Source organism: uncultured Acetatifactor sp. (assembly GCF_948601915.1).
Taxonomy (GTDB): Bacteria; Bacillota; Clostridia; order Lachnospirales; family Lachnospiraceae; genus Acetatifactor.
Genome location: NZ_CAPDXS010000033.1, coordinates 1 through 26,319 on the forward strand (window position 1 = coordinate 1; position 26,319 = coordinate 26,319).

The window sequence follows — 26,319 nt, forward strand, 5'->3', positions numbered from 1 at the left end:
CTCTCCTCGCCGATCCCGCTCAGGGTGTAAAGGGTCTGTGCCTTGGCCGAACGGTAGTTGAGGTTATAGATGCTGCCGCCAGGCCCGTCGTTGCCGCGGGATTTCTCGCCCAGATGGTCGTTCAGTATCTCGCCATGCTCTATGGTGACCAGGGTGCCCGGCTTGCCGCTGACGGTAAAGGCTTCCCAGCCTGCGGCATTCTGCCCGAAATCGATGAGGGCGGTCTCTCCCTGGTGGAGGGTGAATTCTGTATTTGCGCCGGCAGGAACCTCCACATTGCGGAGGACGTTGATTCTGCCGAAACGTTCCTCATCCGCATCCACGGCGCCCTGATAGATCGTGACGGATTTTGCGTGGCGTTCCAGGTCATCCCGCACGATGATGGGGCTTCCGATCCATGGGGTGATCTCTCCCGAATACTCCTGGTTGCTCTCCGCATGGCTCCAGCCGCTGTCGTCATAGCCTCCCCGCAGGAAGCTGAGGTCGGACTGTGCGTCATAGCTCTCCCCATTGTAGATATCCGCTGTCTCCATGGGGGATTTGTCTGCCGCTTTCCAGCTCTCATCGGTACAGACGGCGTCCACGCTGCCGTCGGTGTATCGGATGACCAATTTGCACAGATAGGCTATCCGTTTTCCGTAGTTTGCCGCGATGAGGCTATTCCACCATCCGGTTCCCGTAAGGGCGGCCAGGACGTTTTCCCCCTGATGGAGCATGGCGGTCACGTCATAGGTGCTGTAGTATTTCCGCTTTGCCATTTCGGAGGAGCCAGGCTTCAGCTCATGGTATCTGACCTGTCCATCCTCCCCGATCGCCCCCACCCGCTGGCCGTTGATGAAGTTCTCATATACCCCCAGGGCGGTGGAATACAGCCTTGCGCTGGAGACCTCTTTGGAAATGTTCACCGAACGCCTGAATACGGGAAGACGGTGGGTATCGGCATCCGCGGATTCCGCGGCGCTGATCCATTTGGCATCGCCGAAGCCCTCCTCTGTGGGCAGGGCAGTCTCAAAGGATGCGGATGCGCTGATGAGATTTTCCTCCTGATCCCAAACGCTGAGCTCCCATGTGTATGGGGTCGCGGCTTCCAGGCGCTCTCCCCCGTAAATGATTTCGTGTGACTGGCCGCAGACGACTTTTCCGCTGTCCCAGACAGTTTTGCCGTCCGCCCTATTGACGGCAATTCTGTAGGCTTCCTGCCTCTGCCCGATGGTATCGGACTGCATCTTCCATGAGAATGCCTGGTGCTCACAGTCGATTCCCAGGGGGCGTATCCTGCCATTCGTCCGTAAATCGTACAGATATGCGCTGTTTTCGTTCCTAGTTTCCATATGGTTTTCTCCTTTCCAAAACGGCGGCTTCTCCTTCCCTAAAAGGAAGCTTCCCATCCCTTCCACTAGAGCATAGCACATATGCGCGAAGCTGCCTATCGTTTTCATTCGCTTTCTGGATGAAAAATATCGATTTTTGCCGATTTTTTCATTTGTCGAAGACATTATTTTTCATGATACTTTCCTGTTGACAATGATCTGTGTCCAAACTAGAATAGAAATATCCAAATAATATCCTAAATAAAAAGGAGAATTGGTAAATATGCCTATACCTTTCTTAGAATCCAGAGATCTTTCCACGGCGAACAATTATATTCCGGCCATGGAGCATAAGCATAATAATTGTGAAATTATCCTGTTCGTCAAAGGGGATGCCACCCATGTGGCCAACGGAAAAGCGGAGAAGGCGGGGATTGGCGATATCTGCTTTGTCAGTGCGTCCGCCACCCATGCCATACTTGACACAAGCGAAAACCATGAGCATCGGGATGTCTATATTTCTTTGGACAGGCTTGAAGGATTATGCCGCAATCTCTTTGACCGGGATTTTTTCGATTATCTCGTCCGCACCCGGGACGCTGTGAAGATTAAGGCGGACAGCGACGGGTTCGCGGCAATTCTGTCCCACCTTGCGAGGCTTGAGATGAAGGACCGCTTAGGGCACTTTGACCATAATCCCAATGCCTACCATAGCTGTATCCTTTCTGTCATTGCGGATATTTTGGGAATGTGCTACGAGGAAATGCATAGTAAAAGGGATTCGCCGCCGGGCTGGCTTTATGATTTCACTTCCCTTGTGAAGCTGCCCGAATATTTTACCAGATCCACGGCGGAATTGATTGCCATGTCCGGATATTCACATACCAGGTTTTCGGAGTTCTTTCAAAGGTACTATCATATGTCCTTCAAGCATTATCTGATGGAGCTTCGCATGGAATATGCGAAGAACCTGCTCGCTTTGTCGGACAAATCCATACTGGAGATTTCCGAAATGGCCGGTTACGCCAGCGTGAGCCATTTTATCCGCATCTTCCGCGAAAAAAACGGGATTTCACCGCTGAAATTCCGCAAAAGGCATGTATCTCAGACGGACAGAAAGGTAGGTGTGTAATGGATATTCTCCGGCGATACGTTTCCTGGTTTTGACAAAATGTGGCAAATTTCTGGGCAGTGCATACTATATCTACTGAGAAAGGTATTTTTCAGTAGATTTTCTTAAAAGGAAGTGTTTTTATGAATCAAAATAATCCATGTTGCTGCAATCAGGCTCAGGAACAATCCCCGTACTGTCCCCGCGGTCCTATGGGGCCTAAAGGCGACCAGGGACCGGCAGGTCCTCAGGGCATCAAAGGGGATAGCGGTTGTCCCGGTCCCAAGGGGGACAGAGGGGAACCGGGTCCAATCGGTCCACAGGGTATTCCGGGAGTTCCCGGTGCAAGGGGGCCCAGAGGAAATACAGGGCCTGTAGGACCTACCGGAAATACAGGACCGAGAGGCTGCGACGGACCGAGAGGCTATGCAGGCCCCCAGGGAATTCAGGGTATTCAGGGGGTTCGTGGAGAAATGGGGCCGAAAGGTGACCCCGGCTGTGAAGGACCCAAAGGAGACATAGGGCCCGCGGGACCTGCCGGACCTATGGGACCTGCCGGGCCTGCCGGACCTCAGGGAGATGTCGGCCCCCAGGGCCCCAGAGGGATTCCCGGCCCCACAGGTCCCACGGGCCCAATAGGTGCCATGGGGCCGCAGGGCGTAACCGGGCCACAGGGCATTCGGGGAGAAGCTGGTCCCATTGGAGCGCAAGGACCTAAAGGGTGTCAGGGGGATGAAGGCCCAATCGGAGCCACAGGAGCTACCGGAGCCACGGGTCCGGCCGGAGCAGCCGGAGCGACCGGGGCTACAGGTCCGGCGGGAGCAGCCGGAGCTACCGGGGCTACAGGTCCGGCGGGAGCAGCCGGAGCTACCGGGGCCACAGGTCCGGCCGGAACAGCCGGAGCTACTGGGGCCACGGGTCCGGCGGGAGCAGCCGGAGCCACAGGAGCGACCGGAGCCACAGGCCCGGCGGGAGCAGCCGGAGCTACCGGAGCCACAGGCCCAGCCGGAGCTACTGGAGCCACAGGCCCAACCGGAGCCACCGGAGCTACCGGGCCCGCAGGCATAGCGTCAGCAGAAAAAATGCTCCTCTTTGCTTCGGGAAATCCTATTACGATGTCAACGACTGAGGAGGGGCTCCCAGGCAGGCCGTCTTTTATCGGTTTTGGTGCCAGCGGGCAGCCGGCATGGCCTTTAACCCCCACGATAGAAGTGGAAAAGCTGATGGGATCTGTTAGCGGTTTTTGCTTTACGGTTCCTTTCCCTATTGAGATTAATAGCCTAATTGCTTTTATGAACGTCTTTCCCCTGCCCGCCGGGACTGTCTCTACTGTCACGATAAAAGCACAGCTTTACGAAGCCGGGGAGACGAGCAAAATATTTTCACCTATTGAAGAAACGCTGATTACCCTGACGCCATCCATTACTGCTGAAACGCTCACCGGGACTATGCTGAGAGGCGAGGTCAGGGCGAACAGAACGGTAGAGAAGAATAAAAGGCTGATGCTGGTATTTTCCGCAACGGCAGACCAACCAGAGCTGATTCACACAATCTGGGGATATGTAAGTGCCAGCCTGGTCTACACCTGATATTTCAAGATATAAATCCACAAAAGCCATATCATGCATCCCGGAGGCTGCGGTCAACCAAACCTCCGGGATGATTCCTGTGTTATTACGGGATGTAACGTTATCGGAATCTCAATCTGTACGATATAATCTTCAATCCGTTCGATGACATTCTCATTGATGCCCATTTCATAGGAATATCCGTAAGGGGTCAGGCCGTGTTCCCTGGCGTAATCGAATATTTCCTGATACCGCTTCGGCAGCCTGTCCCATTCCCCTTTACAGAACGCCCTTAAATACTTTCCGCCGGGAGCCATGTGCAGGCCAGCCCGGTAGGAGAGGAAGGGGATTTCGATAAAGAGCCGGGAATAGTCGTCATGTCGGCCGTTCAAGAGGCTGGAAACGGAGATCATGGAGCCATAGGAGGCCTTGTGGAGGCGGCCGAGCTGGTATTTCTCCGTTTCGGCAGTGATCAGTTCGACTTCCCGTTCAAAGGAGGTGCCCCGGTCTATCCCTACAGTGACCAGACAGCGCTCCTCCCTCTCCACGACGCTGATTTCGGACAGATCCATGGTGAGCAGGGTGTCCATGTTCTGGCGGTGGGCGGATAGCGTTGTACGGACTGCCTGCAGGTGGGCAATCTGTTTATCGAGGTCTGCCATTTTTTCTTCCAGAAGCTGTTTTAGATTGCCTGCAGACCGGTCTTTCATGAAATCCTGTATTTCATGGATGGAAACGTCCAGGTCCCGAAGCAGCAGGATCGTTTCAAGGACAGGGCTTTGGTGGTAATCGTAATAACGGTATCCGTTTTCGGGATTGACGGAGGCAGGCCTGAACAGCCCAATCTCGTCATACCACATGAGTGTCTTCTTGTTGATGCCGTGCATGGCCGCAAACTGGCCGATTGTGAGCAGCTTGTTCTGTCGATTCATGATTTATACTGCTTAACGATTTCACTTGCCGTGAAACCAGACTGCATAACGCTGACTGGTTCAATCGCATGATTACATTAGGCAGTATTCAGCGTTATGCAGTATACCTCTAAAAATTCAATATTTGTCTTGACCGTACAGTTACTGTATGGTATAGGATGCCATATATGGACAGGAAAATCAAGATATATGGAGGAAGAATTCATGGAAAATGCAAACACAAACACAACTGCATACGAAAGGCCTGTAACCCTTGGGAATATCCTGAAGTTTGCCGTGCCCACCATTGCGATGACGGTGTTCATGTCTTTTTACACAATGGCAGACGGCCTGTTCGTATCGAACCTGATCGGCACGGACGCGCTTTCCGCTATCAACCTGACGGCGCCGGTCATCCAGCTTGTCACGGCAATCTCCACCATGCTCGCCACAGGGGGAAGCGCGGTCATCATGAAAAAGATGGGGGAGCAGAAAGCGGAGGAGGCAAAGGAGGATTTCACGTTCCTGATCTTGGTGAATGTCATAGTGGGCATCGTCATGTGCGCGGTGGGATACAGGGCCATGGATTCCATCTTCTCCGGCATGGAGCTTTCGGCTAAGGTGGAGGCATACTGCGTGGGATATTTAAGCCGTTATCTGGTGTTTACCGTGCCGATTCTTTTGATGAACAATTTCACGCTCTATATGATTGCCAGCGAAAAGGCGACCCTTTCTCTGGCCTGCTCGGTGACGGGCGGCGTCCTGAACATGGCGCTTGACTATGTTTTCATTGCCGTGCTGGATATGGGGATCGGCGGGGCAGCCGTCGCGACGGGGCTGGGCTATTCTGTGACGGCCGTGGTGGGGCTGTTTGTCTTCAGCCGGAAAGGGAATCTCCTGCATTTCAGGAAACCCAGGCTGCGGTTCAGGGTTCTCGGATCCGCTGCGGCGAACGGATGTTCGGAGATGGCGACCGCGCTTGTCACCGGAATCGTCACGCTGATGTTCAACTGGACGATGCTGCACTATGTGGGCGAGGATGGGGTGGCGGCCGTCACGATCATCATGTATGTGCTGATGTTCGCCAGTTCCCTGTATACAGGATATTCTTATGGCGTAGCGCCCATGCTCAGCTACTGCTACGGGGAGCAGAGCGGCGGAAAACTGAAAAAGCTCGTAGCGGTGAGCTTAAAAGTGATCGCGGGGATTTCCCTTGTGACGGCAGCGGCTTCTTTCCTGCTGACGGAGCCATTGGTTTCGGTTTTTGCCCGCCCGGAGAATCCGGTGTATGAGCTGGCGGTGACAGGGAACAGGATATGCACAGTGGCTCTTTTCTTTATCGGATTCAATATTTTTGCCAGCGGGATGTTTACCGCTTTATCGAACGGAGTGGTTTCCGCCGTCCTGGCATTTTCCAGGTCCTTTGTATTTATGCTGATCACGATGATCGTGCTGCCGCTCCTGTTCGGCGTGAACGGAATCTGGCTGGCAACGCCTGTGGCGGAATTGATGGCGCTTGCCTTGTCGGCCTTTATGTTCTTCCGGTACAGGGGGAGGTATGGGTACTGAGGATGGGTGTATTGTCGACCCCTTGTTTTTTTATACTGCTTAACAGTTAAAAATTCCGAGTAACCCGACTACATAACGCCAGTCATGTACGTTTAACCAATGCAGTACGGTAAATTCTGGCGTTATGTAGTATAAAAGTCCTTGACAAGGGGGACAATTCACCGGCCTGTGGGACTTTTCCCGATTCCCTGCAAAGCCCCCGGATTTTTTGGCCCATATGATTGCAATCTCCCGGTCCCTGTGTTATGATAAAAACACTTCAAAATTCTAGAGTCTGTCCCCGTGGGGGCGCGGAAGTCCGGGCGGCTTGCCTGAAATCTACCATGAATGGACGCATAGGACAGGCAGTCTGGCCACTCCACGTTGTCGAATCAGGAGCGTCTAATCATAAGCTGAATCCGCGGGGATAAGGCATGTACAGCGGCGGCCATTGCCGGAGTATTAGGCGTCACGGACAGACGGGCCAGAGGGATTCGGGCAGGTATCCATTTTCTGTATGCCCAGTGATATTTTTAGAGGAGGAACAGACATGAGAGACAGAGAGAAAGCAAGAAAACGCGCCCAGGAGCTGGTGGGCAGGATGACCCTGGAGGAGAAGGCCTCCCAGCTGAGGTACGACTCCCCGGCAATCCCCAGGCTGGGCATACCCGCCTACAACTGGTGGAACGAGGCGCTCCACGGTGTGGCCAGGGCGGGGGTGGCTACGGTCTTCCCCCAGGCCATCGGCATGGCGGCGGCCTTTGACGCGCCCCTGATGGAAGAGGTGGGGGAGGCCATCGCGGATGAGGGCCGTGCCAAGTACAATGCCTACAGTGCAGAGGGTGACAGGGACATCTACAAGGGCCTGACCTTCTGGTCGCCCAATGTGAACATCTTCCGAGATCCCAGGTGGGGGCGGGGGCACGAGACCTACGGGGAGGATCCTTACCTTACCGGGGAGCTGGGCAAGGCCTTTGTGGAGGGCATCCAGGGGGACGGGGAATACCTCCATGCCGCGGCCTGCGCCAAGCATTTCGCCGTGCACTCCGGCCCTGAGGCGGACCGCCATCGCTTTGACGCCAGGGTCTCCCAAAAGGATCTGTGGGAGACTTATCTCCCCGCCTTTGAGAAGCTGGTGAAGGAGGCTGAGGTGGAGGCCGTGATGGGTGCCTACAACAGGACCAACGGGGAGCCCTGCTGCGGCAGCAAGACCCTGATGCGGGACATCCTGCGGGAGAAATGGGGATTCCAGGGGCATTACGTGTCCGACTGCTGGGCCATAAAGGACTTCCATGATTTCCACAGGGTCACGGACACGCCCGAGGAATCCGCGGCCATGGCCATGAAGGCGGGCTGCGACGTGAACTGCGGCGTCACCTATCTGCATCTTTTGAAAGCCTGCCAGGACGGGCTGGTGACCGAGGAGGAGATCACCCAGGCGGCGGAGCGGCTCTACACCACCCGTTTCCTGCTGGGATTATTTGACGAGACGCCCTATGACGACACCGCCTATGACCGGATTGAGTGCAGGGAGCATCTGGAGCTGGCGGAGCGGGCAGCGGCGGAGGGCATGGTGCTGTTGAAGAACAATGGCATCCTGCCCCTGAAGAAAGAGGGCCTGAAGGCCGTGGGCGTCATCGGGCCCAACGCGGACAGCCGCAGGGCGCTGATGGGCAATTACCACGGAACCGCTTCCCGGTACATCACTGTCCTGGAGGGAATCCAGGATGCCCTGCCGGACGTGCGGGTGTACTATTCCGAGGGCTGCCATCTCTTCCAGGACAAGGTGGAAGGGCTGGGCCTGCGGCAGGACCGCATCTCCGAGGCGGTGAGCGTGGCGAAGAACAGCGATGTGGTGTTCCTGTGCGTGGGGCTGGACGAGACCCTGGAGGGGGAGGAAGGAGATACGGGCAACAGCTACGCCTCCGGCGACAAGGCGGATCTGCTGCTGCCCCAGTCCCAGAGGGAGCTGATGGAAGCGGTAGTGAAGGTGGGTAAGCCTGTGGTGGTGCTGAACATGACGGGCAGCGCCATGGATCTGCGGTATGCCCAGGAGCATGCCGACGCGGTGCTGCAGGTGTGGTATCCCGGGGCCAGGGGCGGTGTGGCTGTGGCGAAGGCCCTGTTCGGGGAGGTATCGCCCTCCGGAAAGCTGCCCGTGACCTTCTACAACAGCGCGGAGGAGCTGCCGGCCTTCGAGGACTACTCCATGAAGGGCCGGACCTACCGGTATTTCCAGGGCAAGCCCCTGTATCCCTTCGGCTACGGCCTCACCTACGGGGACGTGAAGGCGGAGTCGGCGGCGTGCGGCGGCCGGGAGCTGGCCGCGGGCACGGCGGACACCGTGGAATGGGACGTGGCCCGGGACATGACCGTCAAAGTCAGGCTGCGGAATGAAGGACAGGCGGCCACGGGAGAGGTGGTGCAGGCTTATGTGGAGGCGCTGGAGTCGGATCACGCCACGCCCAACGGAAAGCTTTGCGCGTTCAGCCGTGTGTTTTTGAACGGCGGGGAAAGTGCCGAGGTGGAACTGACCATCGGGAAGGACGCCTTTACCGTAGTCAACCAGGAGGGGGACAGAATCGTGGACGGCGGGAAATTCCGGGTCAGCGTAGGACTGGGACAGCCGGACGAGCGCACCAGGGAGCTGACAGGGAAGGAATGCATTACATTTACGGTGGTCCGGAACTAGCGTTTCCGCAGGGCGATGCATGTGCCTGTGAGGGCGGAAAGTGGAACCAGAAATGAGACTGGAACCGGAAGCGGAACTGAAATTGGAACCAGAACTGAGGCTGAAACCAGAACTGAGGCTGAAACCAGAACTGAGGCTGGAACCAGAACTGAGGCTGGAACCGGAACTGAGACTGGAACTGAAATTGGAACCGGAACCAAACCGAAACTGGAACTGAGACTGGAACCAAAACTGAAACCGGAACTGGAACCGGAACTGAGACTGGAACCAAAACTGGAACCGAAACCTGAACTGAAAGGGGGCTGCCCCCCGGGAAGAATCCTCCCCGGGGGACAGCCCCTCTCGGCAATTGCCGGTCTTCCCACGGAATGGGAAAACTCACAGGCATCCGTAGGCCACGGCCCGCATCCGGAGATGGTGGTACTCCTCCAGATTGGGCTGTAGATTGTGCATATAGACGATGGAGATGCCCTCCTCCGGGGAGGATTCCGCCCAGGTTCCGGAGCCGCCGGTCCAGCCGAACTGCCCCGGGAAGCCATTATGCTGCCCGGCATACCGGTCCAGGAGCATCCGCATCCCGTAGCCGTACCCGTATCCCGCCAGGTAAGTATTGGAGAAGTCCTCCGAAAGCACCTGGGGGGACAGGGTGTTGGTCCGAAGGAGGTCGATGGTCTTCCGTCCCAGGAGCTTCACGCCGTTATAGGAGCCTCCGTTTGCCAGCATCTGCATCAGCCTGGTGTAATCGCGGCAGTTGGTGATGACCCGGGAGAAGCCCGGAACGGTTCCCAGGGGCCCCACGAATTTCGCCTCCTGCTCCGGCTCCGGCAGGAAGAATGGATCCTCGTCCCCCAGCTTCTTCCCCCGTTTCAGATAATAGTCCTTCACCAGGCGGCTCTCCAGGTCTCCGAAGAGGAAGTTGGCCGAGCTGTCCATGCCCAGGGGCTCGAAGAGCATTTCCCTGATGACCAGCTCCGCAGGCTTCCCGCAGAGGGCCTCCAGAAGCCCTGCCGTCAGCTCGCTGGCGAAGCCGTAGAGGAAGCGGGTTCCGGGCTCAAAGGCCAGAGGGACCCTGGAAGCGGCCCGAATCTGGTCACGGAGGGTGAAGTATCCCTTCTCCCGGAGTTCCTTCATCTCCCTGGCCATGGCCAGGGCCGTGGGATGATGCTGGACGGGGACGCCGCCTACGATCATCTCATAGGGCAGCCCGCAGGTCATGTTGAAGATATGCTTCACCAGGATGGGCCCCTCCGTGGGGACCACCTCCAGGGAGCCGTTTGGCATGGTGACCAGCTTGGTGGAATTGCGGTATTCCGGGAAATATTCGTAGAGGGGATCCGTCATCAAAAACTTCCCCTGTTCATAGAGCATCATGGCCGTGGCGTACATGGCGATCTTGGTCAGGGAGGCCTGGCGGAACACATGTTTGGCCCCCAGCCTGATGCCGTTTTCCTTATCGGCCCATCCGAAATAATTCTCGTAGAGGATCTCCCCTTTTCTGGCGATGACGCAGCTTGCGTTGGGCAGCCCGTCGTCCACATATTTTTGAAGCAGTCTGTCTAAATCTCTGAAATCAGCCATTTTCTATCCATTCCTTTCCGCAGCCTGCCTCCCGGGGCGCGGGCAGTCCCGGGAAGCGGCAGCCTGTAGCCTGTATAGGATTCTCTCACAGCAGCCCGTAGGAGATTGTGCGGACTCTGGGGTGGTAATACCCTTCATCGTTTGGAATCAGGTTGTGCATATAGACGATGGAGAGGCCCTCCTTTGGATCCGCCTCGCACCAGGTGCCGAAGCCGCCTGTCCAGCCGAAGGCTCCCGGGGAGCCGTTGAGGTTCCCGGCGGCATTGTCCGTCAATGTGCGGACGCCGTATCCATAGCCGTAGCCCTCCTCGGGGAAGTCCCGCTGCTGGGCCGCGTCCAGCCCGTTGGCCCGCATCAGGTCTATGGTCCCGGGGCTCATGAGGCGCAGGCCCCCATACGCGCCGCCGCAGGCCAGCATCTGCATCAGGCGGGAGTAGTCCTCCACATTGGAGAAAAGCCTGGCCCACCCGGCCTCGTTCTCCTCCCCGGGACGGTGCTTTTTGTCGAAAAATCCGGGGCCGGGGGCATATTCCCCCTTCTCGTCCAGGGCATAGAGGGACACCATGCGCTGTTCGGCGTCCCCGAAGAACAGGGCGGCGGTATTCTCCATGCCCAGAGGGGCGAACAGGAGTTCTTTCAGGGCTTCGTTGGCAGGCTTGTCGCAGACCTTCTCCAGGATTCCCGCGGCCAGCTCGCTGGAGAAGCCGTACATCCAGTGTGTGCCCGGCTCACAGGCCAGGGGAGCCTCCGACATTGCGGAGAGCTGTTCCTGTAAGGTGTAATGGCCCTTTTCCCACAGGGGCTTCATACATTCCTGCATGCCCCGCAGGGTGATGTCCTCCGTGGGGGCGGCGGAATTGCAGTAGGGCAGGCCGCATTTCATGGAAAGGGTGTCCCGGATGGTGATGGGCCGCTCCGTGGGCACTACCTTCACGTACCCGTTGGGCTGGCGCACATATTTCCGGCTGGCCTTCCACTGGGGGAGATAATCCCCCACGGGGTCGGAGAGCAGGAACTTTCCCCGCTCATAGAGCATCATCATGGCGGTGTAGAGCGGGATTTTGGACATGGATGCCTGGCGGAAGAGGGAAGTTTTGGTCACAGGGGCCCCGGTGTCCCTGTCCGCCACCCCGAAGTACCCCTCGTAGAGGGTCTCGCCCCGCTGCATGACCTTCAGGGAGCAGCCGGGCAGTCCCCTCTCCACAAAGCTTTCCAGAAGCCTGTCGATGTCTTTTGCTGTTGCCATGTTTTTTACCTCCTGTTCCGGTTCCCGGTGCGCCTGCCTGGGCAGATGCCGGCCGGGAATCTGATTTGCATTTTATGTATTTGATTCTTAGTTCTTTTTTCAAGCCTACCATATGTGCGAGGCCGCGCTGTCCTAAGATGCCTTTGTCTTCCCGGCGCGCAGCAAGGGGAGCTGCTTCCATTGGCCGGAGCGGTAGCGCAGGGCGATGAGGGCGGAGCGCAGAATCTGGTCCGTGGTGATGGCCAGCCAGGCGCCGGGCAGCCCCATGTGGAATCCGCGGACAGCCAGGATGGCCAGGCCCGGGCGCAGCAGGAGCACGGTGTAGAAGGTGAGCTTTGCCACGAACTTCGTGTCCCCGGCCCCTCTGAGGGCCCCGGCCACGATGAACTGGGAAGACTGGAAGGGCTGGATGAAGGCCACGATCCATAGGATCTCCACGCAGATCAGGATGCAGGCGGCGTCCTCGGTATAGAGCCCGGAGAGGGGCCTCCCGAAGAGGACGAATGCCAGGCCCATGAGGACGGCCACCGACATGCCGCAGCGGCGGCACCGGGTGGTGTAGGCCTGGGCCATGTCGGGCCTGCGCCTGCCCAGGCTCTGGCCCATGAGGGATGTGGCGGAGATGGAGAATACCTGCCCGTTCATCATGGTCAGGGACTGGATGTTCATGCAGACCTGATGGGCCGCGAACTCCACGGTGCCCAAAGAGGCCACGGTCTTGGAGAAAATCAGGGAGCCGATGCGCATCATGAACTGCTCCAGGGCGGCGGGGAGCCCGATGCGGGCAATCTCCCCGATCTCCCGGCGGCAGGGCCTGAAATCGTCCCTGAGGCTCATGTGCAGATAGCATTTCTGCCTGGACACCGCCCCTATGGCCAGGCCGCAGGCCAGCACCTGGCTGATGGCCGTGGCCAGGGACGCGCCTGCCACTTCCATTCTGGGAAAGCCGTAATGCCCGTGGATCAGAAGATAGTTCAGGACGATATTGGACAGATTGGCCGCAGAGTTATAGTACATGGCCGTCCGGGAATCGCCGATGCCCCGGAGCACGGCAGTGAGGGTGGAGGTCAGGGAAAAAAAGAGGAAGCTGGCCATCTGGATCTGGAGATAGGCCGTACCCGCGTCCAGGATCCGGGGCGTCTTCGCTCCCATGAAACGGACCAGGGGACCCGCGGTGAGCAGCCCCAGAAGGGAGAGGGCCGCGCCCATGAGGAGATTGACTGTCACGGCCTGGCGGGCATATTTTCGGGCCGCCGCCTGATTGCCCGCGCCCTTCGACTGGGCCACCAGGGCCGTGGCGCCTACGTTCATGGACATGACCATGGTCATCAGCAGGAACTTAGGCTGGGTGGTAAGGCCCACGGAAGTGATGGCCCAGGTACCCAGTCCTCCCACCATCATCAGGTCCACCATGGACACCAGAGAGGAGAGCATCAGCTCCACGCTGGCGGGCAGCGCAATCCGCAGGATGTCCCTGTAGACATCCCGGGAGGATACGCCCTCGGGAAGGCCGGGGGAGATCTTCTGTACCTTCAGGTCCTCATCGGTGCCCGGCTCCAGCTGCTCCAGCAGGGTCCTTTTTAACGGTTTCTCTCTGTCTGTCCTGTCCATATGCAAATTCCTTTCCTGTTGCTCTGTATATTATACTGCTTAACGATTTCACTTGCCGTGAAACCAGACTGCATAACGCTGGCTGATTCAATCGCATGATTACATTAGGCAGGATTCAGCGTTATGCAGTATAACATGGGGAGGATTTTCTGTCAACAGAAAACTATAACGAATTAGCAAGCCAAAATGCTATGATAAATAAGGACATAATCAGAATGAGAAAGAAAAAATGTGCTAAAATTTTGAGCTTTCCTTTTTGCACAATGCACATTGACAAAGCATGTAGATTAGATTACGCTTAAGTTGCAATAACGATTTAGCAAACTGCCCAAGGGGGCGGGAAAGGTCTCCCGAAGAGGGCGCAGCATGGAGGTGCAGGAATGGGACTTGTGTACAAGGAACTGAAGGACATCGGCAGGAGCATGTATCTGTATTTTCCGGACCAGGAGAGGCGTACCGCTTTTAAGCGCAGCCTGATCACCGTGCTCCGGGACGGGGAGGACGAGGCCTCGGTGCGGGAGCTTCTGGAGGAGCAGGGCATGCGGGAGCTGGCGGAGGAGAAGGAGGCGATCCTGGCCTTTCCCAATCCTGTAAGGGGCGGCTGGAATTACGGGCTGGAAGAGGGGGAGGACGACCTGGCGGCATTCCGGCGCTTCCAGGACGCCTGCAGCCGGGAGACGGAGGAGCCCCTGAAGTGCCATCCCGGCGGAATCCCCACCCATGAGGCCATGATGAGCGTCTGGCATCCCATGAACGATACCAGATACCTGATCGGGCTGGGGAGCGGCGCTTCCATGGCCTGCACCCTGGCGGCCTGTACGGCCAGGAACATCGCCGGCATCCTGTCCGTGGGCGGCCATCTGTGCGAGGCGGCCAGGAGGAAGGCCCTTTGGGCGCCCATGGCGGCCTATCTGGTGGACTGCAGCCGGGAGGCCCTGAACTATTTCCGGATCGTGAACGAAGCGTCCCCTGCCGGAGAAGAGGGGGACGCGGCGGTCTACTGCGATAAGAGGAATCCCGCCAGACGGATCCTGCAGGAGAAGGGCGGGAGAGGGACAGGGGAGCTTATTGCGGATGCCTGGAAGCTCCTTTTCTCCAGGGTGCGCCGCCCGGACACGGATGCATACGGGGATATGGAGCCCCGGATGGACTTTCAGGGGGCAGGCTTCGAAATCTTCCTGGAGGACACCAGGCTGGAGGAACCTGTGAGGACGCCCCACACCTGGTTCACCAGCGTGCCCCGGCAGGTGAAGGAGCATCCGGAGCGGAAGGTGCCGTTGCTGATGTTCTTCCACGGGGCCTCCGACAATCCGGCGGAGGCTGCGGAGATGAGCAAGTTCCATGAGCTGGGGGAGCGGGAGGGCTTCATCACGGTCTACCCCTGGGGGACCAACCGGACCCAGTGGAACAGCTCCCTGGAGGATCCGGAGGCCGCGGACGATGTGGGCTTCGCCATGGCTCTCATCGACTATATGATCGCCCGCTATCCGGTGGATCCCCGGAGGGTCTATCTCTCGGGCTTCAGCAATGGGGCCGCCCATGCCCAGGTGGTGGCGCTGCTGCACCCGGACAGGATCGCCGCCATCTGCCATATCGACTCCAACTGGCCCGGGAAGCGCGTGGGCCCCAGCGAGGTGGACTATCAGGATATAGTCCCTTTCCGCCTGGCCATGGAGAAGAAAAAGGAGTACGACTATCTCATGCCGGTGTGGTATACCTACGGGACCAGGGAGCCCTCCTATCCGGTCTGCGCCAAGTCCACCCAGCAGTACCAGTATGACTTCTGGAAGGCCTACAACCACATTGCGGTGGAGGAGACACCGCCCGCGGAGGAGCCGGATGTCTGCGGCTGCGGCGTGCCGGGCCAGGTGCAGGAGAGGATCCGCCCTTCGGAGAGGCATCCGGGGCATTGCTATGACGTGCAGCGGTTCTACACGGCGGACGAGAGGCGGCTGAATCTGTACAATTATGTGATCATGCATGAAAAAGGGCATGACATAGCCCAGATGGACCCGGCGCTGGGATGGGAGTATGTGAAGCAGTTTCGGCGCAATCCTGACGGCAGCCTGGGATTTGTGGAAAACAACTAAAAAATAAAAATAATTTAAATTGCTATTGACAGCTATAACGGAATAGCAGTATGATAGCAATATAGAACTTATCGAAAGCAGACAAAGGCATGTCCGGCTTTAGGAGGAAGAAAGGTATGATGAACAACAAGAAGAAACTGAGGTCCTACAGAGAGTTCCTCTATATACTGCCCTTCCTGATTCTGGTGGCAGTGTTTTCCTATTATCCGCTTTACGGATGGATTTATGCTTTTTTCGATTACCGTCCGCCCAGGCCCTTTTCCTTCGATGATTTCCAGGGGCTGAAGTGGTTCAAGTACCTGGTGGACAATCCGATCCGGCTGGAGCAGACGCTGCTGGTCATGCGCAATACCTTCGCCATGAGCGGCCTGTCGATCCTCACCTCCTGGCTGCCTATGATCTTCGCTATCTTTTTGAATGAGATCAAGTGCATGCCTTTCCGGAAGGCCGTGCAGACGATTACCACGCTCCCCAACTTCGTCAGCTGGGTGCTGGTGTTCTCCATAGCCTACAATCTGCTTTCCAGCAACGGCATGGCCAACAGCATGCTGATGAAGGTGGGGATCATTGATCAGCCGATTCTGTTCCTGCAGTCCTCGAAGCATGTGTGGAGCACCATGTGGCTGTGGGGCACCTGGAAGAGCCTGGGGTGGTCGGCGATCATGTACATAGCGGCCATATCGGGCATCGACGAGGAGCTTTACGAGGCGGCCAGGGTGGACGGGGCTACCAGGATGCAGCTTATCTGGCATATTACCATCCCCAGCATCCTGCCTACATACACGGTACTGCTGATGCTGAGCATCTCCAATTTCCTCTCCAACGGCATGGAGCAGTATTTTGTATTCCAGAACTCTTTTAATAAGGAAGCGATACAGGTGCTCGACTTGTATGTGTACAATCTGGCCATGGGAAGCGGCAGCTATTCCGTCTCCACGGCGCTGAGTATGTTGAAGAGCGTTGTCAGCATCGTGCTGCTGTGTGTGGCAAACAAACTGGCGAAACTGGTCCGCGGCGAAAGCTTTATGTAGGAGGAGATCGGGATGAAAGAGAAGAGCAGGAAAGTCAAGATGAAGCGCAGCGTGGGAGATTACGCCATCAGCGTCATTACCTACATCGTGTACGCATTGTTCGCTTTGGTCTGCGCCTATCCGTTTTATTACATATTTGTAAACACCATCAGCGCCAATGACCTGAGCGACAAGGGGAAGATTCTTTTCTGGCCCCAGGGCGTCCATTTCACCAATTACGTCAATGCCATCCAGATTCCGGGGCTGCTGCAGGCGGCCAAGATTTCGGTGGCCAGGACGTTCATCGGAACTGCCCTCACGGTGCTGATGGCAGCCTTCCTGGGGTATATGTTCACCAGGGAGACCATGTGGAAGAGGAAGCTGTGGTATCGTTTCATCATATTGACCATGTATTTCAACGCGGGCATCATTCCCTGGTATATCACTATGAGGAACCTGCACCTGACCAACAATTTCCTGGCCTACGTGCTGCCGGCGCTGGTGTCGCCCTTCAACGTGATACTGGTGAAAACCTATGTGGAATCCACGCCCAGGGAACTGCAGGACGCGGCGGAGATTGACGGCGCGGGGACCCTGCGGGTCTTTGCCTCCGTGGTGCTCCCCATCATCAAGCCCATTCTGGCCACGGTGGCGATCTTCACCGCCGTGGGACAGTGGAACTCCTTCCAGGATACGCTGCTCCTGATGACGGATACGAAGCTCCACACATTGCAGTTCGTTCTGTACCAGTATATCAACCAAGCCAACTCGCTGGCTTCGCTGCTGACCTCCAATGCGGGCAGCGACGCCATACAGCAGGCCCTGTCCACCGCCCAGACGGCCACCTCCGTCCGGATGACGGTGACGATCATCGTAGTGACGCCGATTCTGCTGGTGTATCCTTTCTTCCAGCGGTTCTTCGTCAAGGGAATCATGATCGGTGCGGTAAAAGGGTAACCATGGATCAACAGATATAAGCCACGAAAACAATATAAGGAGGATTTATTATGAAGTGGAAAAAAGCAGTTGCATTAAGCCTCGCGGCCATGATGGCCCTGGGAGCAGCGGGATGCGGGGACAAAGAGGCTGGGGGGGCACAAAGCTCCCAGGAGACGCCCGGAGAATCCGGCAGTGAAGAGCAGGAGCCCGCAGGCGGGGAGGCTTCCGGTTCGGAGGACGCAGACCCCGGGGATTCGGAGGCGGGCGCCCCGGAGGGAGGCGCTCCGGAAGGAGGATATGCGGCCGACGACCTGATTCAGATTGAAGTGTACGATGTGGCGGCAAACTATCACGGCATTCAGAGCGGATGGTACGCCAAGATGATGGCGGAGAAGTTCGGCCTGGAGCTGAGCATACTGGCGCCGCAGGTATCCGGCGACGGGGCCGGCCTGTACCAGACAAGGGTCAGCAACGGCAATCTGGGAGATGTGATACTGCTGGACAATGCCGACTTCATCGAGTGCGTGGAAGCCGGGCTGGTGAAGGATATCACAGGTTCCATTTACAATTACGAGAATCTGGCTGTGTTCAAGGACCAGATCGATGCCTGGAACGGCCAGGTGGGGGACGGCTCCAAGGTGTACGGCATCCCCAGCGAGATGACCAACACTTCCGCGGACACCTATTCCGAGAGCATTCCTTTCTCCTCCGTGTGCCTGCCCTGGGACTACTATAAGGAGCTGGGCTCCCCGGAGATCAAGAACCTGGACGAGCTGCTGGATGTGCTGGAGCAGATGCAGCAGAACCATCCTACCAACAAGGACGGAGATTCCGCCTACGCCATCTCCCTCTGGAAGGACTGGGACGGCTTCGGGATGGAGAACATCCTGCAGACCTGTAAATGGTACGGACAGGAAGGCAGAGACTCCGTGCTGCTGGGCAATGACAACACCATGATGTCCATCATCGACGAGAACGGCGCTTATTACAAGCTGCTGAACTTCTTCTTCGAGGCCAACCAGAGAGGGCTGATCGATCCGGATTCCAGCACCCAGGACTGGGCCACCACGGACAATCAGAAGCTCCGCAACTACAGGAAATTCCTGCTGTGGTACAACTGGGAGATGAGCCTGGCCAGCATCAACCTCACCGATGAGGACAGAGCTGCCGGCAAGGGCTTCGTGAACGTGCCTATCAGCGATATGAATATCTACCAGGTGGCGGATTCCTACTATGGTTCCGGCCGCGTATGGGGCGTGGGCTCCCAGGTGGAGGGAGAGAAGGAAAAGAGGATTATGGACATGCTGGACTGGATGGCCAGCGCTGAGGGCGTGGCCACCATGTGGTACGGCATCGAGGGAATCAACTACGTGATGGAAGACGGCCGCTTCGTACAGCCGGAGGACGCGACCGCGTATATGAACGGTGAAAAGGAACTGCCCGCAGAGTGGGGCGGCGGAAGCTTCAATGATGGAACCCAGAAGCTGAACCAGTATATCGTGGGCTCCATGGCCATCAATCCCAGGACCAACGAGCCTTACAGCTTCGGCTACTGGTCCTCCCAGCAGGAGAAGCCCAAGGAGCAGAGATGGGCGGAATGGGCCGAGAAATACGGCACGGACAATCAGACGCAGTACTATCAGGACAATGGCCTGATGAAGGTAGTGGCCAATGTGAATGTGGTGCTGGAGAGCGATACCACGGACATAGCCCTGGTCAGGAGCCAGTGCGGACAGGAGCTGAAGGATGCTTCCTGGAGGATGATCATGGCCAAGGACAAAGCGGAATTTGACCAGATGTGGACCGAAATGAAGGACAAGATGAACGGTCTGGGATTCGAAGAGCTGTATGAGTTCGACTGCCAGAAGTACCAGAAGGTGATTGATGTAAGAAAAGGGAATTAAGGATGTAATGCATGGGGACCGTCATAGAGCTGTTGATGTCGGTCCCCGATGTCAAATAAGCTCCATTCATGAAAGCCGGGAGAGATAGCTGTATTAAACCATTGACAGAATGCAGGGGAGAGGATAAACTGATACTATTCATCAAAGCTGGATTGGATAAGGGGATCGTGATATGGAGACGAAAAAGACGGCAGGAGCGCAGATCAAAGAGATAGCCGAGAAGGTGGGGGTATCCCAGAGCACGGTCTCGGTGGTACTGGGCGGAAGGGGGGACAGGATCCGCATCTCAAAGGAGACCCAGAAAAAGGTGTGGGATGCGGCCAGGGAGCTGAATTACCGGCCCAACATCTACGCCAGGCGGCTGCGCCAGGCGGAGGAGGAAGTCCCCTATGTGCTGGCCATATTCTGGAGGACCGACAATCTGAATTCCCGCGTGGGAAGGTTCATCCGGGGGGTCTACGAGGCCTCGGAGAAGCGGGAATGCAGGGTGGAAGTGATGATACAGCCCTACAGGCCGGGGGAGCTGATGCGCCATGGGGAGATGCTGTCCGGCAACCGGATCAGCGGGGCCGTCATCAGCGGCCTGTCTTCGGAAGACCAGGAAGCGCTGGAGGCAGGAGACTATACCATCCCCATCATCCTCATCGGCAGGGAGAGCACGAAATTCCACTGCGTCATGATGGACAGCTACCGGTCGGGGGAGCAGTGCATTGCCTATATGGCCGCTCCGGGGATCAAGACGGCGGCGTTCATCGGCTTTGACAACAACAGCCGTGCCGAGAGGAAGATGGAGGCAGGCTTCATGGTGGGATGCAGGAGCCGCAACATCCGGGTGAAGGAAGACTGGAACGTGTACCTGGGGTGCAGCAGTTATGAGAACGGCTATGGGGCGGCCAGGGAAGTGCTCTCCAAAATCGAACTGCCCTCGGCCTGGCTGGTGGCGGATTCCAGGCTGGCCGGCGGCATCATGGACTACTGCCAGGACAATGGCATCCGGGTTCCGGAGGACGTAAGGATCATATTCTTTGAGGAATCGGGGATTCTGAAATACAATAGGCCTCCGCTCTCCTCCGTGGACGTTCCTTCCATGGAGATGGCGGAGACGGCGCTGGACATCATGCTGCTGGCCTGCAACAGCCAAATCGACATCCCCATCCGGCGGGAGCATCTGCCGCTCTACTGCATCAGGGAGAGCAGCGGGGGACTGCCTCAGGACGGAGAGGGGAAGCGGTAAATTGAAAAGGAATAGCGGCTCCTGGAAACCTGTTCTGGAATCGCTGTTTTTATAAATCGTGCTAAAACGTAATAGCATACGGAGGACATAAATATGGAAGAAAAAAGGATTGTACTGGCGCCGGAAGGGAGAGCGGAATTCCGCAATCAGGTGGATTTCTGCGTGGGGACCGGCCGGATGGGCCTGGCCCTCCACCGGGAGTATCTGGAGCAGCTGAAGCTGGTGCAGGAGGAGATCGGCTTCCGGTATATCAGGGGGCACGGGCTATTCTGCGATGACATGGCGATCTACCAGGAGACGGAAGACGGCGTCCCGGAATATAATTTCACCTATCTGGACAGGGTCATGGACAGCTATCTGGAGCTGGGGATCAGGCCGTTCCTGGAACTGGGCTTCATGCCGGAGAAAATGGCCAGCGGGAGACAGACGATTTTTTACTGGAAGGGAAATACCACGCCCCCCGCTTCCTACGAGAAGTGGACGGAGATGGTGAAGGCGCTGCTGGTACATCTGTGCGGGCGCTACGGACGGGAGGAGGTGGTGGGCTGGCCCATCGAGGTATGGAATGAGCCGAACCTGCCGGGATTCTGGGAGCACGCCGACATGCAGGAATATTTCAGGCTGTTCCACCGGACCTTTACGGCAGTGAAGGAAGTGGATGAGGGCTTTCGGGTAGGCGGACCGGCAGTCTGCGGAGGCAGCGATGAGGTATGGATCAGGGCGTTCCTGGAGTATTGCCGGGACAACGGGCTGGCGCCGGACTTTGTCACCAGGCACCATTATACCACCGAAGTGCCGGAGCGGGTGGGGCATTACGGCTACCCGGAGCTGATGCGGGCCGAGGACGGTTTCGCCAATCTGCACACCACCAGGGAGATTATAGACAGTTTCCCGGAATACCGGGGAAGGGAAATCCACATCACGGAGTTCAATACCTCCTATATCCCCAATGCGCCGCTGCATGACACCAACCAGAACGCGGCTTACATAGCCCGTCAGCTATCCAGGCTGGGGGATGACAATGAATCCTATTCCTACTGGACCTTCGGGGACGTGTTCGAGGAGCAGGGCGTGCCCTTTACGCCCTTCCACGGAGGCTTCGGCCTGGTGGCCAACGGATGTATCCCCAAGCCCACCTTCTGGAGCTTTGCCTTCTTCAAGAAGCTGAAGGAAGGGAAGGGGCACTGCATCCTGAAAAACGATAATGCCGTAGTGATGAGCATGGACGACGGCAGCTACCGCGGGGTGGCATGGAATGTGGCCGACAGGCGGACAGGAGAGAAGTATCTGCTGACCCTGGAGATGGAGGAGCAGCGGGAGGGATGCCTGCTGACGAAAACGGTGGACGAGGCCCGCTGCAATCCGCTGAAAATATGGCATGACATGGGCGAACCGGCGAACCTGTCCCCGGAGGAATGCAGGCTGCTGCGGGACGCCGCCCGTCCTTTCGTGGAGACCAGGCGGGTGAAGCCGAAGAACGGCAGGCTGGAGATCTCTTTCCCTGTGGAGCAAAACGGCGTGGCCTACTTTGAGTGGAGACCGGGGAAGGTCGTGTCGGACAGAGGATATTCCTACGGGCGCGCCGCGCAATATCCGGCGATCAATCCCATCACCAGGCTGGATTATCCGGATCCCGATGCCATCCGGGTGGGGGATACCTATTATATGGTGAGCACCACCATGCACTTCATGCCGGGCTGCGAAATCCTGCGCTCCTACGATCTGCGGAACTGGGAGCATCTTTCCTATGTATATGAGAAGCTGGACAGCACGCCGGGGCAGACCCTGGAGGGGGAGGAGAACATCTACGGCAAGGGCATGTGGGCGGCATCCCTGCGGTATCACGATGGCACCTACTATGTGTGCTTCGTGGCGAACGATACCCACAAGACCTATCTCTACACGGCTTCCCGGCCGGAGGGCCCCTGGGAGAAGCGCTATATAGAAGGATTCTTCCACGACTGCTCTCTGCTCTTCGATGATGACGGCAAGGTCTACATCGTGTACGGGAACCGGGAAATCTGGCTGACACAGTTGAAAGAGGACTTAAGCGCTCCTCTGGAGGGCGGGCTCCATCGCCTGATTGTAAGCGATAAGGACAATCCGCACCTGGGCTATGAGGGCAGCCACCTGTATAAGATCCGCGGAAAATATTATCTCTTTCTGATCCATTCCAGGCCCGATGTGTGGAAAAGGACGGAAAGCTGTTTCGTGGCGGATTCCCTGGAAGGGGAGTTCCTGGGCGGAGACGTGCTGGACGACGATTGCGGGCTTCCGAACAGAGGCGTGGCCCAGGGCCCTATCGTAGATACGCCGGAGGGGAAATGGTACGCGATCCAGTTCCAGGACAGCGGGGCGGTGGGGCGGGTGCCCTTCCTCATGCCTGTGACATGGGAAGATGACTATCCCGTCTTCGGAGACCGGGGGACCATTCCCCAGGATTTCCCCGTAGAGAGCACAAGGCCGGGATATGTCTATGCGCCTCTGGTGGGCAGCGATGACTTTAAGGGGGATCTGAAGACGCACTGGGAATTCAACCATGAGCCTGACTTGTCCCTGATCGCCCATGACAGAGAGGCCGGAACCTGGCAGGTCGCTACCGACAAGGTGTGCGCCTCCCTTCTGCAGGCCAGGAATACCCTGACCCAGCGGATGCTGATGCCTGGCTGCGCCGCGGAAGTCACCGTGGACGGCGGGGGTCTGAGGGAGGGGGACTTCGCCGGACTTTGCGCCCTGCAGTCCTGTTTCGGATTCCTGGGGCTGACCCGCAGGAACGGGGAGCTGCAGATGGTGGTGCGGACCGTGGAGCCGGGAGAATTCCGGAAATTCCCCCCGGAGAACAGGCCGGAGGAGGAATGGGCTGCAGTGCCCGTGGAGGAGAAGCCCTATGTCCTGAAGCTGGAAGCGGACTTCTCGGAAGGAAAGGATGTATGTTCCTTCTATTATAAGGACAGGAGCTTCTGGAGCCGCTGGCAGAAGATCGGGCCGGAGCATCAGCTTCGGTTCAGCATGGAACATTTCTGCGGCTGCCGTTTCGGCCTGACGGTGTACTCCACCAGAGAGGCCGGCGGAAGCGCGGCGTTCAGCGAGTTTGTATATCGAGAGAGATAATGATTGGCATTGTCCGCGAGACATGCGGTACTGGAATAGGAGGTTATATATGCATACAAAACGAAATCAGGCACTGACCATGCACCCGCTGTTTTTCGACCCCATCTACAGGACGGCCTACAGGGAGGAAAAGGACGGCAAGACTGCCCTGAAATACCGGGACGACATCTGGGGGGTAAGGCTGGAGGACAATGGGGACGTGACCTTCACCATACACGCCCCCTCGGCGGAGACAGTGGAGGTGGCCGGGGTAGGCGGCAGCATGGGACGGGAGCGCATCGCCCTGGAGCGGGACGGGGAGGGAAACTTCTCGAAGACCGTGTCCGGCATCGCGCCGGGCTTCCACTATCATTTCTGGTATGTGGACGGCGTGCAGGTCGCCAACCCGGTGGCGCCGGTGGCTTACGGGTGCTTTGGGGCCACCAACTTTTTCGAAGTGCCCGGGGAGGGGGAGGACTTCTGGTTCCTGAAGGATGTGCCCCACGGGGATGTCCAGATCCGCACCTATGTCTCCGGTGTCAACGGACATGTGAAGAAATGCTATGTGTACACGCCGCCCTCCTATGACAGGGAGCACGGGCGGAAATACCCGGTGCTCTATGTACAGCACGGCGTGGGCGAGGACGAGACGGGCTGGATCTGGAACGGCAAGCTGAACTTCATCCTGGACAATCTGATCGCGGAGGGAAAAGCCAGGGAGATGATCGTGGTCATGTGCTGCGGCTATGCTTTCCTGAAGGACGAGGATCCCGTCTTCTTCCCGGGGGATTTCGGCAGGGAGATTGCGGAGAATGTCATTCCCTTTATCGAGAACCATTACCGCACCGCAAAGGGGCGGAGCAACAGGGCCATGGCCGGGCTTTCCCTGGGATCCGCCCAGGCCACCCAGTTCGTTGCCCGCTTCCAGGAGCTGTTCGCCCATCTGGGCGTGTTCTCCGGCATGCGGGACCAGGAGGCGGAGGAGATTCTGAGCAGGCATGAGGAATACCCCATGGAGACTGTGCTGATGACCGCGGGAGCAGGCGAGAAAGGGCTGGATCAGGCCCAGAAGGCTTACACGGACCGCTTCCGGGCCCTGGGCGTGGCGGGAGGGCAGAGATGCTATCCCGGATACCATGAGTGGCATGTGTGGCGCGCCAGCCTGCGGGATTTCGCGGAGCTGATCTTCCGGGGCGGGGCGCAGGCTCAGACAGGCTCCGGAACAGAGGAGGCGGATTTCACGTATCAGGAGGTGCCTCTGGACACGGAACAGATGGACCGCCAGACCTTCGCGGAGCATATATTGATGTTCGACCCCATTTATAAGGGACTGGTCCATGCCTTTGACGAGAAGGGTAGGCCTGCCGGGAAATACAAGGATGAGCACTGCGGCGCGGAAGTGGTGGACGCGGCGGAAGGAAAGGCCAGGTTCTGGATCAGGGCAAAGGGCGCCAAGACCGTGGAGGCGGACATCTGGGGCATGGGATGTTTTGCTCTGGAGCCTGCGGAAGAGGATTGGTGGACCTGCGAGGTGAGGGGGATCGAGAAGGGATTCCACTACTACGGCGTCAAGGTCAACGGCGTGGACGTCCTGGACGGGAACGCGCCTGTGGGATACGGCGGGTTCCGGGCCATCAACTACCTGGAGATGCCGGAGGAGGATTTTGAGGAATACAGGATCCGGCAGAACCCTCACGGAACCGTCCACCTGAACTACTACCGGTCGGAGGAGACCGGGCGCACGAAGCTGTGCTATGTGTACACCCCGGCCTCCTACGAGAAGGAGCCTGACCGCAGATACCCGGTGCTCTATCTCCAGCATGGCGGCGGAGAGAACGAGGCGGGATGGATCTGGCAGGGGAAGCTGGCCAATCTGGCGGACAATCTCATTGCCGCGGGACGGATGGAAGAGATGATTGTGGTCATGGGAACAGGATATGCGTTCCCGGACAGCGGGGCATATCATCCGGCCATGAGCGCCTTTACGGAGGAATTGGTGAGCAGCGGGATTCCCTTTATCGACAGGACTTACAGGACGATTCCCGACAAGGAGCACAGGGCCATGGCAGGGCTGTCCATGGGCGGCATGCAGACCCAGAGATGCGTCTTTGCTCATCCGGAGCTGTTCCGGTGGGCGGGCATCTTCTCCGGCGGTCTGACCATCCGCAATGAGGAGGCGGACTACAGCTCTATCCTCCTGGATCCGGAGGAATTCTCCAGGCGGTTCGCGATGCTCTTCGTGGCCTGCGGGACGCAGGAGTGGAGCTATGAGAGCACGAAGGAGAATGAGGAGGCCGTCCTGGCGGCAGGAGTGCCCATCGTTACCTTTGAGGGATACGGCTACCACGACTGGACCTTCTGGCGGCACTGCGCCAAGGATTTCCTGCCTAGGCTGTTTCGCTGAAGCGGCGGGGGCCGGGAGGGATCCGGCGTTATATCGGACACCTGAAAACATAAAATCATTTGAAAATATATGA

General features: G+C 57.7%; 16 protein-coding genes. 11 read left to right on the plus strand and 5 right to left on the minus strand.

The features are described from left to right. Positions 1-1,331 (minus strand): family 78 glycoside hydrolase catalytic domain (locus Q2B33_RS07690; protein WP_300913937.1); only part of this gene is annotated, 1,331 nt, incomplete at its 3' end. A gap of 322 nt (positions 1,332-1,653) precedes the next feature. Here Q2B33_RS07690 and Q2B33_RS07695 point away from each other — a divergent pair. Next, entirely contained in the window at positions 1,654-2,442 is a 789-nt protein-coding gene (locus Q2B33_RS07695) for an AraC family transcriptional regulator (protein WP_300898435.1), read from the plus strand. A 1,094-nt stretch (positions 2,443-3,536) separates the two neighbouring features. Further along, positions 3,537-4,010: a hypothetical protein gene (locus tag Q2B33_RS07700; protein WP_300567532.1), complete on the plus strand. Its 474-nt coding sequence runs from the start codon at positions 3,537-3,539 to the stop codon at positions 4,008-4,010. 53 nt (positions 4,011-4,063) lie between these two features. Here the strand turns inward: Q2B33_RS07700 and Q2B33_RS07705 are convergent, their stop codons facing one another. Then, complete coding sequence (locus tag Q2B33_RS07705) at positions 4,064-4,921, minus strand: MerR family transcriptional regulator (RefSeq protein WP_300567535.1); 858 nt, start codon at positions 4,919-4,921, stop codon at positions 4,064-4,066. Between the two features lie 204 nt (positions 4,922-5,125). On the opposite strand from Q2B33_RS07705, the gene Q2B33_RS07710 reads away from it, so the two are divergent. Next, on the plus strand, positions 5,126-6,469 hold the full coding sequence (locus Q2B33_RS07710; RefSeq protein ID WP_300567538.1) for an MATE family efflux transporter: 1,344 nt from the start codon (positions 5,126-5,128) through the stop codon (positions 6,467-6,469). Between the two features lie 529 nt (positions 6,470-6,998). After that, positions 6,999-9,140 (plus strand): glycoside hydrolase family 3 C-terminal domain-containing protein, encoded by a 2,142-nt coding sequence (locus Q2B33_RS07715; protein WP_300567541.1) that lies wholly within the window; start codon positions 6,999-7,001, stop codon positions 9,138-9,140. 378 nt (positions 9,141-9,518) lie between these two features. Here Q2B33_RS07715 and Q2B33_RS07720 read toward each other — a convergent pair whose 3' ends face one another. The 3 genes from Q2B33_RS07720 to Q2B33_RS07730 all read right to left on the minus strand — a co-directional run bounded on the left by Q2B33_RS07720 (position 9,519) and on the right by Q2B33_RS07730 (position 13,575). Further along, positions 9,519-10,718, minus strand: coding sequence for a serine hydrolase (locus Q2B33_RS07720; RefSeq protein WP_300567544.1), 1,200 nt, complete (start codon positions 10,716-10,718; stop codon positions 9,519-9,521). Positions 10,719-10,803: 85 nt separating this feature from the next. Next, positions 10,804-11,964: a serine hydrolase gene (locus Q2B33_RS07725; RefSeq protein WP_300567547.1), complete on the minus strand. Its 1,161-nt coding sequence runs from the start codon at positions 11,962-11,964 to the stop codon at positions 10,804-10,806. A 132-nt stretch (positions 11,965-12,096) separates the two neighbouring features. After that, a complete protein-coding gene (locus Q2B33_RS07730) occupies positions 12,097-13,575 on the minus strand; it encodes an MATE family efflux transporter (protein ID WP_296475960.1) in 1,479 nt (492 codons plus the stop codon). Positions 13,576-13,955: 380 nt separating this feature from the next. Between Q2B33_RS07730 and Q2B33_RS07735 the strand changes: the two genes are divergently transcribed. The 7 genes from Q2B33_RS07735 to Q2B33_RS07765 all read left to right on the plus strand — a co-directional run bounded on the left by Q2B33_RS07735 (position 13,956) and on the right by Q2B33_RS07765 (position 26,246). Further along, positions 13,956-15,665 (plus strand): alpha/beta hydrolase, encoded by a 1,710-nt coding sequence (locus Q2B33_RS07735; RefSeq protein ID WP_300567552.1) that lies wholly within the window; start codon positions 13,956-13,958, stop codon positions 15,663-15,665. Between the two features lie 116 nt (positions 15,666-15,781). Then, on the plus strand, positions 15,782-16,696 hold the full coding sequence (locus tag Q2B33_RS07740; RefSeq protein WP_296475956.1) for a sugar ABC transporter permease: 915 nt from the start codon (positions 15,782-15,784) through the stop codon (positions 16,694-16,696). A 12-nt stretch (positions 16,697-16,708) separates the two neighbouring features. Then, entirely contained in the window at positions 16,709-17,632 is a 924-nt protein-coding gene (locus tag Q2B33_RS07745) for a carbohydrate ABC transporter permease (RefSeq protein WP_300567556.1), read from the plus strand. Positions 17,633-17,682: 50 nt separating this feature from the next. Continuing rightward, positions 17,683-19,518 carry an ABC transporter substrate-binding protein gene (locus tag Q2B33_RS07750; RefSeq protein WP_300783064.1) on the plus strand — a complete coding sequence of 612 codons (1,836 nt, stop codon included), beginning with the start codon at positions 17,683-17,685 and terminating at the stop codon, positions 19,516-19,518. 172 nt (positions 19,519-19,690) lie between these two features. Further along, the gene (locus Q2B33_RS07755) at positions 19,691-20,752 is read left to right on the plus strand and encodes a LacI family DNA-binding transcriptional regulator (protein ID WP_296475949.1); all 1,062 of its coding nucleotides are present in this window, start codon (positions 19,691-19,693) and stop codon (positions 20,750-20,752) included. A gap of 93 nt (positions 20,753-20,845) precedes the next feature. Further along, the gene (locus Q2B33_RS07760; protein ID WP_300783062.1) at positions 20,846-23,863 is read left to right on the plus strand and encodes a family 43 glycosylhydrolase; all 3,018 of its coding nucleotides are present in this window, start codon (positions 20,846-20,848) and stop codon (positions 23,861-23,863) included. 49 nt (positions 23,864-23,912) lie between these two features. Further along, positions 23,913-26,246, plus strand: coding sequence for an alpha/beta hydrolase-fold protein (locus Q2B33_RS07765; protein ID WP_300783060.1), 2,334 nt, complete (start codon positions 23,913-23,915; stop codon positions 26,244-26,246). Positions 26,247-26,319: the final 73 nt, after the last annotated feature.